General features: G+C 44.8%; 12 protein-coding genes, 1 tRNA gene and 3 pseudogenes. 12 read left to right on the top strand and 4 right to left on the bottom strand.

All coding sequences use genetic code 11. The features are described from left to right. Positions 1 to 281, top strand: a 281-nt coding sequence (locus tag F6K20_RS07230) for an FG-GAP repeat protein (protein WP_287294244.1), incomplete at its 5' end; no start/stop codon positions are given. Between the two features lie 251 nt (positions 282 to 532). Here the strand turns inward: F6K20_RS07230 and F6K20_RS07225 are convergent. Together F6K20_RS07225 and F6K20_RS07220 are read right to left on the bottom strand one after the other, a co-directional pair. After that, a complete protein-coding gene (locus F6K20_RS07225) occupies positions 533 to 1,444 on the bottom strand; it encodes an alpha/beta fold hydrolase (RefSeq protein WP_287250576.1) in 912 nt (303 codons plus the stop codon). Between the two features lie 315 nt (positions 1,445 to 1,759). Beyond that, positions 1,760 to 2,485 (bottom strand): hypothetical protein, encoded by a 726-nt coding sequence (locus tag F6K20_RS07220; protein WP_044492570.1) that lies wholly within the window; start codon positions 2,483 to 2,485, stop codon positions 1,760 to 1,762. A 705-nt stretch (positions 2,486 to 3,190) separates the two neighbouring features. Between F6K20_RS07220 and F6K20_RS07215 the strand changes: the two genes are divergently transcribed. From F6K20_RS07215 to F6K20_RS07190, 6 genes are all read left to right on the top strand, one after another. Beyond that, on the top strand, positions 3,191 to 3,712 hold the full coding sequence (locus F6K20_RS07215) for a GNAT family N-acetyltransferase (RefSeq protein ID WP_008181937.1): 522 nt from the start codon (positions 3,191 to 3,193) through the stop codon (positions 3,710 to 3,712). A gap of 63 nt (positions 3,713 to 3,775) precedes the next feature. After that, positions 3,776 to 3,849: transfer RNA gene (locus F6K20_RS07210), tRNA-Pro, on the top strand. Between the two features lie 256 nt (positions 3,850 to 4,105). Next, a complete protein-coding gene (locus tag F6K20_RS07205; protein ID WP_008178422.1) occupies positions 4,106 to 4,873 on the top strand; it encodes a Tic22 family protein in 768 nt (255 codons plus the stop codon). Then, positions 4,870 to 5,817 (top strand): peptide chain release factor N(5)-glutamine methyltransferase, encoded by a 948-nt coding sequence (gene prmC / locus F6K20_RS07200; RefSeq protein WP_008178420.1) that lies wholly within the window; start codon positions 4,870 to 4,872, stop codon positions 5,815 to 5,817. Before F6K20_RS07205 ends, prmC begins: the two co-directional genes overlap by 4 nt. A 102-nt stretch (positions 5,818 to 5,919) precedes the next feature. Beyond that, complete coding sequence (locus F6K20_RS07195) at positions 5,920 to 6,525, top strand: L-threonylcarbamoyladenylate synthase (RefSeq protein ID WP_008178418.1); 606 nt, start codon at positions 5,920 to 5,922, stop codon at positions 6,523 to 6,525. Positions 6,526 to 6,888: 363 nt separating this feature from the next. Next, on the top strand, positions 6,889 to 7,929 hold the full coding sequence (locus F6K20_RS07190) for a sensor histidine kinase (protein ID WP_008178416.1): 1,041 nt from the start codon (positions 6,889 to 6,891) through the stop codon (positions 7,927 to 7,929). Here the strand turns inward: F6K20_RS07190 and F6K20_RS07185 are convergent. Beyond that, complete coding sequence (locus F6K20_RS07185) at positions 7,889 to 8,359, bottom strand: GNAT family N-acetyltransferase (protein WP_008178414.1); 471 nt, start codon at positions 8,357 to 8,359, stop codon at positions 7,889 to 7,891. The two genes, F6K20_RS07190 and F6K20_RS07185, sit on opposite strands and share 41 nt — an antisense overlap. Before the next feature lie 341 nt (positions 8,360 to 8,700). On the opposite strand from F6K20_RS07185, the gene recJ reads away from it, so the two are divergent. The 5 genes and pseudogenes from recJ to F6K20_RS07165 form a co-directional block, all read left to right on the top strand. Continuing rightward, a complete protein-coding gene (gene recJ / locus F6K20_RS07180; RefSeq protein ID WP_008178412.1) occupies positions 8,701 to 10,764 on the top strand; it encodes a single-stranded-DNA-specific exonuclease RecJ in 2,064 nt (687 codons plus the stop codon). 207 nt (positions 10,765 to 10,971) lie between these two features. Next, positions 10,972 to 11,433, top strand: a complete 462-nt coding sequence (locus F6K20_RS07175; protein ID WP_008178410.1) for a cupin domain-containing protein — start codon at positions 10,972 to 10,974, stop codon at positions 11,431 to 11,433. A gap of 173 nt (positions 11,434 to 11,606) precedes the next feature. After that, complete coding sequence (locus F6K20_RS07170) at positions 11,607 to 11,828, top strand: cupin domain-containing protein (RefSeq protein WP_008178407.1); 222 nt, start codon at positions 11,607 to 11,609, stop codon at positions 11,826 to 11,828. 17 nt (positions 11,829 to 11,845) lie between these two features. After that, a pseudogene (locus F6K20_RS39840) lies at positions 11,846 to 11,968 on the top strand (cupin domain-containing protein); the annotation flags it as partial. A gap of 131 nt (positions 11,969 to 12,099) precedes the next feature. Further along, positions 12,100 to 12,468 (top strand): annotated as a pseudogene (locus F6K20_RS07165) (cyclic nucleotide-binding domain-containing protein); the annotation flags it as partial. Between the two features lie 55 nt (positions 12,469 to 12,523). On the opposite strand, the pseudogene F6K20_RS07160 reads toward F6K20_RS07165, so the two are convergent. Then, positions 12,524 to 12,650, bottom strand: a pseudogene (locus tag F6K20_RS07160) (beta-ketoacyl synthase N-terminal-like domain-containing protein); the annotation flags it as partial.

Here is a 12,650-nt window from a genome sequence, read left to right as displayed (position 1 = left end):
TCGGACTGGTCGCCAGCCAAGGGCTGAGTCAGGCAGGACTGGGAGCCAATGAGGCTGGTGATCGGTTTGGTGAATCCTTAGCAGTGGGAGACTTCAACGGCGACGGTTTTGACGACCTAGGGGTTGGAGCCCCTGGTGAAGCTCCTGGGTCTGATCCCAAGTCCGGGTTTGCCTTTATCTTTCATGGCTCCGCTAACGGATTGGTACCTAGCCAAGGACTGGATCAGGCAGGTCTAGGAGCAAATGAAGCCGGTGATCTGTTTGGTGCTGCACTTGCCTAGCACTTCCCTCTGAATTTTCGACGTTGCTGAAGTAAGAAATGATCTCAAGTATAGTCGGGTCATTTATCAGTGGTCAGTTACCCATTCCCCATTCCCCACTCCCCTCAATTATTCCATTAATCATCAACGCCGAATTATCTAGGTTATGCATTAAGCAAATCTCGGCTAGATCGCCCGATCATTCCCAGCCTGGGGTGAGGCTAAAGTTCTCTATTAGCTTGAGCCTCGCCCATTCTAATTAACCATTTTAATTAACTGTAATTAGCCAAAATTTGACGAATTTGAGCATCAATAGTCTCTGGTTTCTCAACCATCGCCATATGTCCACATTCAGCAATTTCAATCACATTGTCCCCACAGGATTGAAAGAGACTGTGAAAACTAGCAAGATGGCGCACATATTTGGGTTCCATTACCTTATCCTTAGTACCAGCAATGAAATAAACAGGTTGTTTGAGTCGGGAAACTACCTGAGGTAAGCGATGCACCTCCGCTTCTGTGGTAGAATCTAATAAGGTTCTCAATGCAGCTTCTGCGTTAGCAGTAACAAAATCAATAACCCGTTGACGTCCCCATTTCCGGGCAATAGGGCGCGCTACCTGAGCCCTGGTAAACAGTAAGTCCAGTAAAGGGACATAACACAACCAACGGGGACGCCGTTTTCCCAACTGCTGACCAGCCACCCGAAACCGCTCAAATTCTTCTTTCAGATAAATCCCACCACCAGCATTAAGACAGATTACCCCTTGAATCCTCTGAGGCAGCAAATAGGCACCCCATAGAGCAATGCTACCCCCTAGGGAATGACCAACCAACCAAGCCGGCTCGATTCCCAGTTTTTCTAGCAGGATGCCCAAGTCCTGAGCATAGGCAGCTAAGCTATAGCGGTCAGTGGATGAAGCAGCAGTCTCAGGAAATGGTGATTCCGAGTCCCGGTTCGATGTTGAGCTTTGAGTGTTATGAATTTGGGACTGGGATTCACCGAATCCCCGCAGGTCATAAATCAGACACTGATACTGCTGTGACAACCTATAAATTAGAGGTTGCCAATAGCTACGGCTTAACAGCCAGCCGTGGATGAAAACCAGAACAGGACAGGATGATTGAGTAGGAGGTGTTAATTCGTAAGTATGGGATACTCCTAGGATGTTAATGCTTGCCATACCTTGATCTTATCGAAGAATTAACAGGATAGGAAATTAGTCAGTGATTTTAATCACATCTTGTTTGTCTTTACTTGAAAAGTAGGCAGGATGACGGACTTAGCCACCAATAGCCTTAAAACCCGGTTTCTGGTTATATATCAAAGGCTGAAATCGTAGTAATTACCTTAAGAAACTGGGTTTGCGGCATAAGTCCTTAGGTGCGCTTTCCCCATTAAGAATTAAATTCTGGCTTTGGTGGGCTTTCCAATGGGCGAGTAAATCGCCCTTGGGTCGCACTTTCGGGTCTCACCTGTGCTTGTCACCCAATGATAACTAAAACACTTGACCTAGTAATCGCCTCCGAATGCTTTCAGCAATTTTTTGACCTAAATAATCGGGAATCAAGTTTCCGTTAGGACCTAGTAGGTAAAGAATCAGTCGGGTTCGTCCCCGCCACACCAGCAAGTTGGCATTGACCACCAGTAAATCCTCTTGCCAGATGGCATACATAACTTTGTAAAATAATCCAGGTTGGTTATTGGCCTCAATTAACAGCGCTGGTAGATGAAACACTGGGTCTACATAAAATTCTGTTTCTACCTGCTTCAAGCCAGCATCGAGATTAAATTCCACTGCCAGCATTTGTTCCACCTCAAAGCGCCCTGCCAAAGCCTCCCTCAGGGCACGGCAGACATTTTCTGAGGTTTTGTAGGTCAGCGCTTTCCGGTCACGAGACACCACTAGTTTCATAAACACCAGCATTGGGGGACTAATTTGACCATAAAGACTGAGACTGTGGATAGTCAGTCCATAGGCAGTCAGAACGCCAAAAATGTCACTGAGCAGAAAAGACTCATTGCGGTAAGCAAAGTGCAGGACACTTTTTGAGCCTTCCGGTTTGATCTCAATTACAGCATGTTGGGTTTTATAGAGTCGGTAAGCCAGTTTGAGGTTGTGCAGTTGGATCTCACTACTGACAAACTGTTCATAGAACTTAGGAAACGCTCGGTTGAAGCGTTTCAGGATTTCTTGTTGGGATGATTTCCAACCCACAGTGATCGATAGGGGTAGGTGGCTATTCTTGTTTATCAAAAGGTGCGACCCGTGGCGAATTTAATTTGCCAAGGTCAAGCGCACCTAAGCTTTTTGAGTTAACACAACCCCGTCAGCTTCTAGGGGGACTTACAAAAATACTGATAAAAGAGCCTTAAATGTATATATAGATAGAGTTTAACATTGAGGTGCGACCCAAGGGCGATTTACTCGCCCATTGGAAAGCGCACCTTGATTTGCTTGATTTCTTGATATATATGGGTTGGAGCCCCCAGCCAACAACAAGGGCGGATCTGATTCATTTCTGAGCAATCCTGCTGATTAGCCTAGTCTAACTAATCTTCCCCAACTTCCCCACCTTCGGTACCTTCCTAGCCTGAAACAGCTGTGCCCCCTCCGACGCGAGAATCTTACCCAAGCAACTTCAAAGAGCGCGAGCCTTGAGGGAATGCTAGGATGGGAATTTGGATAGGAGGCTTAATTGTGGTATTATCATTTGCACAAAGAATTAGTTTCAGATCAAGGTAGGTCGGGTATGATAGTTTTCCTGGTGGAGTAAAACCATATAGATCAAATATCACTTTCTGTTTTTTAAAACATTTAAGTCTGGCTCTGGTTGACCGAGACCCAGAACGTCTGAGCCGTCAGGGAAAGAAGACCATTACCAGTCCAAGTAGCTCACAATTATGATAACGCCACTGTCACACCTGCATGGGTTTTTGGAAAAGCTTCTTTAGCAGTTCTGATACTGCTTTGCCTCAAACACGATCTGAAGGAGATACCGTAGAAGGTGTCAAATATCGCACCGACGGTACCTCACGGGTATTTTTCAGTACAACACGGGAAATTGACCTGTACGAATTGGAAGAACTTTGTGATGCTGTTGGTTGGTCTCGGCGTCCTCTGCGCAAAGTTAAGAAAGCCATTCAGCATAGCTTTTTGGTTACTTCTATGTGGTACCAGCGAGGTAACACGAGGCGCTTAATTGGCTTTGCCCGTGCCACTTCTGATCATGCTTTCAATGCCACAATCTGGGATGTAGTAGTTCATCCAGATTTCCAAGCCAAGGGACTAGGTAAAGCTTTGATGAGATATATGATCAAAAAATTGCGCAGCCAAGATATTAGCAATATCACCCTATTTGCCGATCCTCAAGTGGTAAGTTTTTACCGTAAAATGGGATTTATGCCTGACCCAGAAGGTATTAAAGGCATGTTTTGGTATCCAGATTAATCTAGAGTACACACAAAATGCCAAAAGTGAGTTATACTGGTTATACTGCTTAGAGGTAGCATCCGGGATGTAGCGCAGCTTGGTAGCGCGCCTGCTTTGGGAGCAGGATGTCGCAGGTTCAAATCCTGTCATCCCGATTGGAAATCGATCAATCAATAAGTCTAATCAGTCAAGACACCAGGGTAAAGTCAGTGAAACTTGATAATAGTCAGGTGCAGAGCCATGAAACGCCGCTGATCAGCTAAGTTAACATGCCACGTCAAGCTATGATCGACAAGAATGAATTTAATCTCTGCCTCTACTAGAGGTTAGTAAGTTGCGTTCAGATCTCTCAGTGAGCAGGGTATTCTAGTTGTAACAGGCTCTTCTTCGTTAAAATTCGAGGTAATTTCTATGAAATCATTGTTCCGTTGGGGCACAACATTAAGTTTAGTAGGGAGTGCCTTACTAGGCTCAGTGAGTGCGGAAAATTTAGCGGCACTGGCTCTGACCGAAGAGCAGGTAAGAGAAAAGTTGACACCTGTACCTGTATTTGCAGTTACTGATACTAAAGGTTCGCCACTAGTAGCCTCAATTCCAGATCAGCAAGATCAAAAGAAGACTACCTCAGTGGCAGGTGTGTTTATTAGCCAAGAAGATGCTAATGCCTTTGTACAGCGTTTAAAGCAGGAGAATCCTCAACTAGGTAACAAGGTTCAAGTAGTGCCTGTATCTTTGGGGGAAGTTCATGAGCAAAATCAAAAGAATCGCACTGTTCCCAATGGTTTAAATTTTGCCTACATACCAAACCAACAGCAGGTAAAGCAGGCACAAGCGATCTGGAACCAAAATGGTCAAGAAAAAAAGCCATTTCAGGGCGTACCGCTGTTTGTGGCCAAAGAAGCTAGCAACAGCGGATACCTAACCATTCAACAAAATGGGGTCTCATCAATTCCGTTCTTTTTTAACAAAGAGCAATTGCAGAGTATAGTGAATCGCTATAAGCAGCAAGACCCTAACTCCCAGGTTAAGATAGAGGTAGTGCCTCTAGAGGGCGTTATAAAAACCTTACAGGACAGCAACGATCAGCAGCTAGAGAAAATCGTACTAGTGCCATCCCAGGAATCCCTGAAATTTTTGCAAGGTCTGTCCCAAAATCAACTCCAACGTCCAAATCAATGATTATGGGTCAGCGGTGGGTGGTCTCGGGAAAAGAACTCTGGCAGTGGCGTCAAGATGCCTGCAAGTCTGCCGCCGAGGCAGGTGTCCCTACAGCTGAAGTGGACTGGTTGCTAAAGGAGGTAGCTGAGCTTGACCCATTAGTGCTACGCTTGGAGTCATGGCAACAGTGTTCCTTGTTAGGGCAAGCCACTGAAAACTCAACTATTCAACTTTCCCAACCTCTACCTGTACTCACCCAACTGTGGCAAAAGCGTATCCATCAGCGATGCCCAGTTCAATACCTAGCTGGGGTTACTCCTTGGCGTCATTTCTCCTTGAGAGTTTCCCCAGCTGTCCTGATTCCCCGCCCAGAAACTGAATCCCTGATTGATCTGGCGGTCAATGGTGTAGCTATGAGCTCTACACCTGACTTATCATCAGGACACTGGGCGGATTTGGGGACTGGTAGTGGAGCGATCGCTTGTGGACTGGCAGAGGTATTTCCCCATGGGACTATTCATGCCGTTGATTGCACTGAAGAAGCCCTTGCCATCGCTCAATTGAATGCTCAACAGTTGGGCATGGCAGAAAAAATTAAGTTCTACCATGGTTATTGGTATTCACCTCTAGAAGCCTTGAAAGGTCAGTTAAGTGGTATGGTGGCCAACCCACCTTATATACCTAGTAACTCCCTCAAACAGCTACAACCAGAAATATACTACCATGAACCCCATATTGCCCTCGACGGTGGCAGGGATGGTCTAGACTGTATCCGACAGCTGATTGACATGTCTGGGGATTATCTGCGCCCAGGCGGTGTTTGGTTAATTGAAATGATGGCAGGACAAGCGGACAAGGTTGTTCAACTACTCCAAAACCATGGCAGTTACTCTGAGATCCAGATATTTCCAGATTTAGCAGGTATTGACCGCTTTGCTCTAGCTTATAGGAAGTATGAAGTATAAACAAGGTATGCATAGATGCCCACAGGTAAAAAGCTTTGGAGAATTTTCCCAAGCTTTTACCTTTGACGTGATAGCTTCTACTTTTTAGTGTGCTGGTGAGCAATGACCCAAGTTTCTATGGCTACCCTGATTTCCGGGGCTCTCTCAGGTAAGCTGGTAAGTTTTCCGACAGATACAGTACCAGCACTAGCAGTGCTACCGCACAAGTCAGAGTTGGTGTTTGAGGCAAAGCGGCGTCCTCAAGACAAACCTTTGATTTTGATGGGGGCATCTCCTAAGTCTCTTTGGCCATTTGTTCAAGGTACTTCCGCACAGAGGTCGATTTGGGAACACATGGCTGTTAAGTATTGGCCAGGAGCATTAACATTGGTTTTACCCGCTTCAGATAAAGTACCTACCGTTATGAATCCTTCTGACCCGACTACTATTGGGGTGCGTGTGCCAGCTTCCAGGATAGCGATCGCAATTTTGTCCAAGACTGGTCCGTTGGCAACTACCAGTGCTAATTACTCAGGCGAGCCACCTTTACAAACAATGGCAGCGGTTGAGGTGCAGTTTCCCGAGGTATTGACCCTCCAGCCAGCTGAGTTAGAAGCGATCAAACCAGACAAGATTGGCGTCCCGTCTACTGTTGCCAAATGGACCAGCAGTGGCTGGGAAATTTTGCGTGCTGGAGGGATTGAATTAGACGATTCAGAGTTTGAATAGTTCTACTCACCTTTTAAAAAAACTAGCTATCCTTAAAAAGATCTGACAAAAAAGTATGAAGTTTGAATTGTGAAGGAACCCTGAATTGTGAAGGAATCCTGAAAAGGTTCTATCGATTGGTTACTCAGCAACAGGTATTTTTTTAGCCTCGTTGCCTACCCAACTCTACCCTTGTCGATTACCAGCAGTACAATCTTCAACCTTCATTCTTTATCCTTCAATTTTGTTAGGTGCGCTTGACCTTGGCGAATTAAATTCGCGCGATTGTCGCGCCTCCAAGGCCGCGAGCAATCCCTCGCGGCCTAGGGTCGCACCTTCGGGTCGCACCTGTTGACGTTTTTAGTGTGGCAAGACTTAATAAGCATGGGTGAGACAGATCTGATCTATTTGCTAGTAGGCATTGGGTTAGGAGTTATGGGGAGTCGCTTCCGGAAATTTTTAAAGGTGCGCTTTCCAATGGCCGGGTTCCCCGGCCTTGGGTCGCACCTTAAGGTGCGCTTTCCAATGGCCGGGTTCCCCGGCCTTGGGTCGCACCTCCATGAAAGCACAGACTCAAAGACCTCTGGATGCCATCAAACTGATACTGATGCTGAAGAAATCCAGGGTCTGAAACAGGAATTCAAGCAAAATCAATTGGCTTACCAAATGGCAATGGAAATGAGCCAGTTTAAAGCCGGATTTTTGGCACGAACTTCCCACGAGTTGCGATCGCCTCTGAGTCGGTTGATTGGTTTACATCAGTTGATTTTGTCGGATCTGTGTGAGTCTCCAGAAGAAGAGAGAGAATTTGTGAACCAGGCTAACGCCTCTGCCCATACTATGGTCAAACTGCTTGATGAGGTGACTGCTGTAGCTAAAACTGAACACGGTACTAACGTTTTGGAGATTTGCTCAGTCCCCTTGAAGCAGCTGTTGGAAGACCTCTATCGTCTGACCTATTTGCAAGCTGCCAATCGCAATCTCCAACTGCAAATAGTTCCACCTGACCCCCAAATTCACGTTTTAGTAGATCCACGGCGTTTTCGACAAGCATTACTAATGATTGTGGATACTGCGATTACTCAGATAAGCAGTGGTGAAATTAAAGTTTCGACTACACTCTCCTCTAAATCTGAAACAGTTTCCATCTGGATTGATATGCCCTGTGCTATCAGCTGTTGGGCTGAAGCTGTTGATTTATTGCAATTACCACCAGATCAATCAAAACAGCCCAGTGAAACGGTATCCACTTCATCTGGACTGACCTTGTTGATGATTCAAACACTCTTGGAAGTGATGCAGGGGCGTATAGAAGTATTAGCGGTCCCCAGTGAAGAAGCTGACAATGATACCTCTGCTGAGAATCTTACCCGGTTTCAAGTTTCTATACCCCAGGGGATTCCTGAGATTGTAGAGCCTTACTAGGCACTGGAGTAGCTAGAGGCTGATTGTACAATACCATTGTGGTACTGGAGTTCACCTCAAAACCAATGCGTTCGTAAAAACTTTGTTGATGGGTGGTCATCAGATAAACTCTCTCTACTCGGCTCATCTGAGGATGAGAGAGTACGGTTTCCACTAGCTTACGCCCTAGCCCAGCTCCTCGATAGTCTGGATGGATAACGACATCCCAAATGGTTCCCCGATAAATTCCGTCAGAGGTAGCTCTAGCTAATCCAATCAGCTTCTGGTTATCCCAAACGCTGATGACAGGATTACTGTTAGCGATCGCAACTTGCCAATCCTCGATTTTTCGGTCTTTTGCCCAAAAAGCACCTAGGTTAAACAATTGCTGTAGCTGGTAATAGTCGATTTGAGATTTGCGATCGCAAAACTGAATATGGCGGTAATCCATAGTTACCAAAGTTCCTTCTGATTTTGTTAAACGTGCCTTGAAATTGACTTACTTTCCTGATTTTAGTCGGGAAGTTTAATAAAAAAATTTTAATTTAAAATAGGGTTCAGAGCCTGTCCTCTTGACTACGGTTAAGTAATAGAAACCAGACAATTTTTCCTGATTAATTAACAATTTAAAATTGACAATTAATCAGGATTAAAGGGGTTTGCAGATAGCTGTTAAAGATATATCTATCGATAGGTGATCTCTGGCTTGACAAACCCAGGCAGCTGAGTATTACAAAATGTTAAGATTATAACCTATTGTAATTATTTCGGTCAAATTCAATAACTGATAGTATGGGTGGTAGTATGGGCTATTGTTGTTCGATCACGACACCTGTGCACAACCACCTCTCACCCACCCCATCCAAACCCCATGCCCAATTGCCTAATCAGCGTTGGGAAATTGCCCCCCTCAAAACTGAACAAGCTGACCAACTCGCCCAAGCTAGAGGCATTTCCCCCCTAATCGCTCAACTCCTGATCAATCGGGGCATTGAAACCTCTGAACAAGCCGAGGTTTTCCTCAATCCCCTATCTCAGGTGATGCCTGCACCGATTGATGAATTTCCCGATTTGGCAATTAGTGTCGGGATGCTCACTGAAGCGATCGCAAATCAAGAAAAAATCGCTATCTGTGGAGACTACGATGCTGATGGCATGACCAGCACGGCTTTGTTACTCAGAGCATTACGCTGGTTGGGGGCTGATGTAGACTACGCCATACCCAGCCGGATGACAGAGGGTTATGGCATCAATACACGGATTGTGGAAGAATTTGCGGAGGAAGGGGTGGGTGTGATTTTAACGGTTGATAATGGTATTGCTGCCCATGAACCTATTGCTAGAGCTGTAGAACTTGGAATAACGGTTATTGTAACTGACCACCATGACCTACCTCCAGAACTTCCAGACGCTGATGCCATTCTCAATCCTAAGCAACTGCCGGAAGAGTCACCCTACCGAAGTTTAGCGGGTGTAGGGATAGCTTACATTTTAGCTATCTGTCTAGCACAAGAACTGGGTCAACTCAAAGGCTTGACCCAACAGCTGTTAGAACTATTTACTCTGGGAACTATTGCGGATTTAGCCCCTTTAACCGGTATCAACCGACGTTGGTTAAAGCGAGGCTTAGGGTTATTGCCTCAATCTCAATTAGCAGGAGTTCAAGCATTAATCGAGATAACTGGGGTCAAAGATGACCAAAAATCCCTCAAGCCAGAGGATATTGGGTTTAGACTAGGACCAAGAATTAACGCTATTGGTCGCTTATCGGATCCCCAAATTGTAATTGAACTGCTGACGACTACTGCACCGGAAGTAGCACGTGAGAGGGCAATGCAGTGTGAACAAGTGAACCAACGGCGTCAGCAATTGTGTGCTGATATTGAACAAGATGCGATCGCATTTATTGAAGACACTGGACTAGATTGGCAACAGAAGCGGGTATTAGTGATTGTCCAACCGAATTGGCATCATGGAGTGATTGGGATTGTTGCCTCCCGATTAGTAGAGCGCTATGGTGTCCCAGTCTTTATTGGAACCTATGAAGACAACGACCAACAACACATTCGTGGTTCAGCAAGGGGCATCACTGAATTCAATATTTTTGAAGCCTTAGAGTTCTGTAAAGACTTACTGGGTAAATATGGAGGACACAAAGCAGCTGGTGGATTTTCCCTACCTGCTGAGAACTTAAGCGCCTTTGAACAATCCCTTAGCGGTTTTGCCCATCAATCTCTAAAACCTGAACACCTCAAACCCCTAGTTAGTATCGACGCTAGCCTAGAATTCTCTCAAATTACCTCTAACCTCTACCAGCAATTAGATCTGCTTCACCCCTGTGGCATTGGCAATCGGGACCCTGTCTTTTGGAGTGCCAATGTTCAAATCCTTGAACAACGAGTGGTTGGTAAGGGACACATTAAGCTTACTTTGAATCAGGACAACCAACCAGTCACGATTCAGGCTATTGCTTGGCGTTGGGGGGAATACTTCCCTTTACCTCGGCGAGTGGATATTGCCTACAAGTTGCGAGAGCATCATTGGGAGGGCAACACGACCATTGAGTTAGAGTTAGTTGGTGTCCGTCTACCCGTAGTTACTAGTACAGTTACTACTACCTCAACTACCAAGAAAGCGGAATTTTATTACAATCAGCGCCGTTACACCTGTAGCCTCTGGGAATCTTTAAACGAACTAAGAATTAGAAACCCGGAAGGAAAAGTCCTAGCGATTCAGAAAGGACAACGCATTGGACTTTTGGGTACTAAACGGGAAGATGCTATAGAAGTTAATGTCACTAAACCGCCCTACTACCCGTTGATCAAAGCAGCAACTCGTGCGTTGGGACTCAGTTGAACAAAATGTCTCGTACAGTTCCCACCTATAATCTTGCATTTAGGTGGGGTTAGCGACACCAACAAAAAACACGAGCTTTTCTTATTCTTTTGGCAATTCGATGAGGTAGCTACTGGGAGTTGGCTGTTTGGTGGTTAACTGAAGTTGAAATGCTACTCTACTAACATAGTATATTGTTTGAAATCTGAAAGATATAATTAAATACTCATGACTAAACCACTTGAGTTGATAGAACACCCAGAAGGCGGAAGATATCAGGAGGTATTTCGATCAAAGATTTCAGTAACTGCAAGTGATTCTAGCGTGAAGTCTGCTCTTACTCATATTTACTTTTCTCTGAACCAAGATGAAAAGAGTCGGTTTCATCGGGTTATTGGGGATGAAGTTTGGAATTTATACAAAGGCACGGGTATCTACCTCTACCTCTGGGATGGTACCGATTCACCACCACAACGTATTACATTATCATCTGAAGAAAACCAGTTCTGCTACGTTGTACCTTCAGGTGTGTGGCAGGCAGCAGTACCCATTCAAGGTAGTGTTTTGGTGGGTTGTTCCGTTGCACCAGGCTTTAAATTTTCAGGTTTTGAGCTTATCGATAGTGGCTCAAAAGAAGCGCAACTTCTCTTCTCTGTTGCACCAGAATTGCGCCAGCTAGTCCTTCCTTGATAGGCTCTTACTACAGAACCAAAAATTTTTACCTATCCCCATACAAGATTATGAATAAACACGACCTAATTCAAAAGTTGGGCATGCAAATGCATCCTGAAGGAGGCTATTATTCATAAACTTATCGTTCTAAAACAATAATTGAAACCGATAGAGAAGGGTCATCACGGGCAGTGTTGACTTCTATATACTACCTGCTGACAGATGATCGCCCTATTGATCACTTTCATATCAATAAGTCTGACATTATGCACTACTTCCATGCAGGTTCTCCCGTTCTCTATCTAGTTCTTGATCCCAACGGAACCTTGCAAAAGTTCAAACTCGGCATGGATCTGGCAAAAGGAGAAACACCCCAGATTCTTCCAGTGGTTACTGGAAAGCTGCGGTCTTAGAAGAAGGAGAGTTTGGACTCCTGGGGGAAGCCGTTGCACCTGGCTTTGAATTCCGTGACATGGAGATTGCTCAACCTGAAACATTCCGTCAGCAATTTCCTAACCTGTGGGATCAGCTAGCCCCATATGTTAAACAGTAATTGATAACTTCCAATCTTCATCCTAAGACCTTAAATTCTTTAACCTATAGTACAATTGCGTACATGGGAATAAAAAAAGCACCAGGGTCTGAAAAACCCATCAAACAATCTCTGAATTGGAAATTTAAAAAATGAATATCGAAAACCTATTAGCACAACTTCTTGTCTTTAAAGGTCTGACCGAGCCACAGCATCAAAGGATATTAGAAATTAGTGAAATTAAGCAATATCAATATGGTGAGCATATTTTTGACGAAGGAACAGACAGTCACGATCTCTATGTTGTCCTAGAAGGCCAAGTTGATATTATGATCGACCCAGCTTTGCAGGGAAATGTGGAAGAAGGAACAATTGGACTGAAAAAAATTGCGGATAAAATTCAGGGAACATCCTTGGGAGAAATCTCTTTAATTGATAAATCTACTTCTCCTAATTCAGCAATATGTGCTTCAAAGGACACCAAATTATTACGATTTTCAAAAGACGCATTGGCCAGACTCTATCAAGATGATCCTGATATTGGTTATAAAATTACCCAAAATATTGCAACTATTATTCCTCTAGGATCACAATCCCAGAACCTTCTCCCATCACGAAGCCATTGCGAGCGATATCAAAAGGACAGCAAGCTGACTCAGGAGTATCGTTACGAGTAGATAAAGCTCGTGCTGATGCAAAACCA

It is taken from the genome of Moorena sp. SIO2C4 (assembly GCF_010672485.1).
In the GTDB taxonomy this organism is placed as follows: domain Bacteria; phylum Cyanobacteriota; class Cyanobacteriia; order Cyanobacteriales; family Coleofasciculaceae; genus Moorena; species Moorena producens.
This window is presented reverse-complemented; position numbering and strand designations above follow the sequence as displayed.

What these genes read in the sequence shown, in the direction of transcription:
- F6K20_RS07225 (WP_287250576.1), bottom strand. Translation starts at nt 1,444, where the DNA reads ATGGCAAGCATTAACATCCTAGGAGTATCCCATACTTACGAATTAACA.
- F6K20_RS07215 (WP_008181937.1), top strand. Translation starts at nt 3,191, where the DNA reads ATGGGTTTTTGGAAAAGCTTCTTTAGCAGTTCTGATACTGCTTTGCCT.
- F6K20_RS07205 (WP_008178422.1), top strand. Translation starts at nt 4,106, where the DNA reads ATGAAATCATTGTTCCGTTGGGGCACAACATTAAGTTTAGTAGGGAGT.
- prmC (WP_008178420.1), top strand. Translation starts at nt 4,870, where the DNA reads ATGATTATGGGTCAGCGGTGGGTGGTCTCGGGAAAAGAACTCTGGCAG.
- F6K20_RS07195 (WP_008178418.1), top strand. Translation starts at nt 5,920, where the DNA reads ATGACCCAAGTTTCTATGGCTACCCTGATTTCCGGGGCTCTCTCAGGT.
- F6K20_RS07190 (WP_008178416.1), top strand. Translation starts at nt 6,889, where the DNA reads ATGGGTGAGACAGATCTGATCTATTTGCTAGTAGGCATTGGGTTAGGA.
- F6K20_RS07185 (WP_008178414.1), bottom strand. Translation starts at nt 8,359, where the DNA reads ATGGATTACCGCCATATTCAGTTTTGCGATCGCAAATCTCAAATCGAC.
- recJ (WP_008178412.1), top strand. Translation starts at nt 8,701, where the DNA reads ATGGGTGGTAGTATGGGCTATTGTTGTTCGATCACGACACCTGTGCAC.
- F6K20_RS07175 (WP_008178410.1), top strand. Translation starts at nt 10,972, where the DNA reads ATGACTAAACCACTTGAGTTGATAGAACACCCAGAAGGCGGAAGATAT.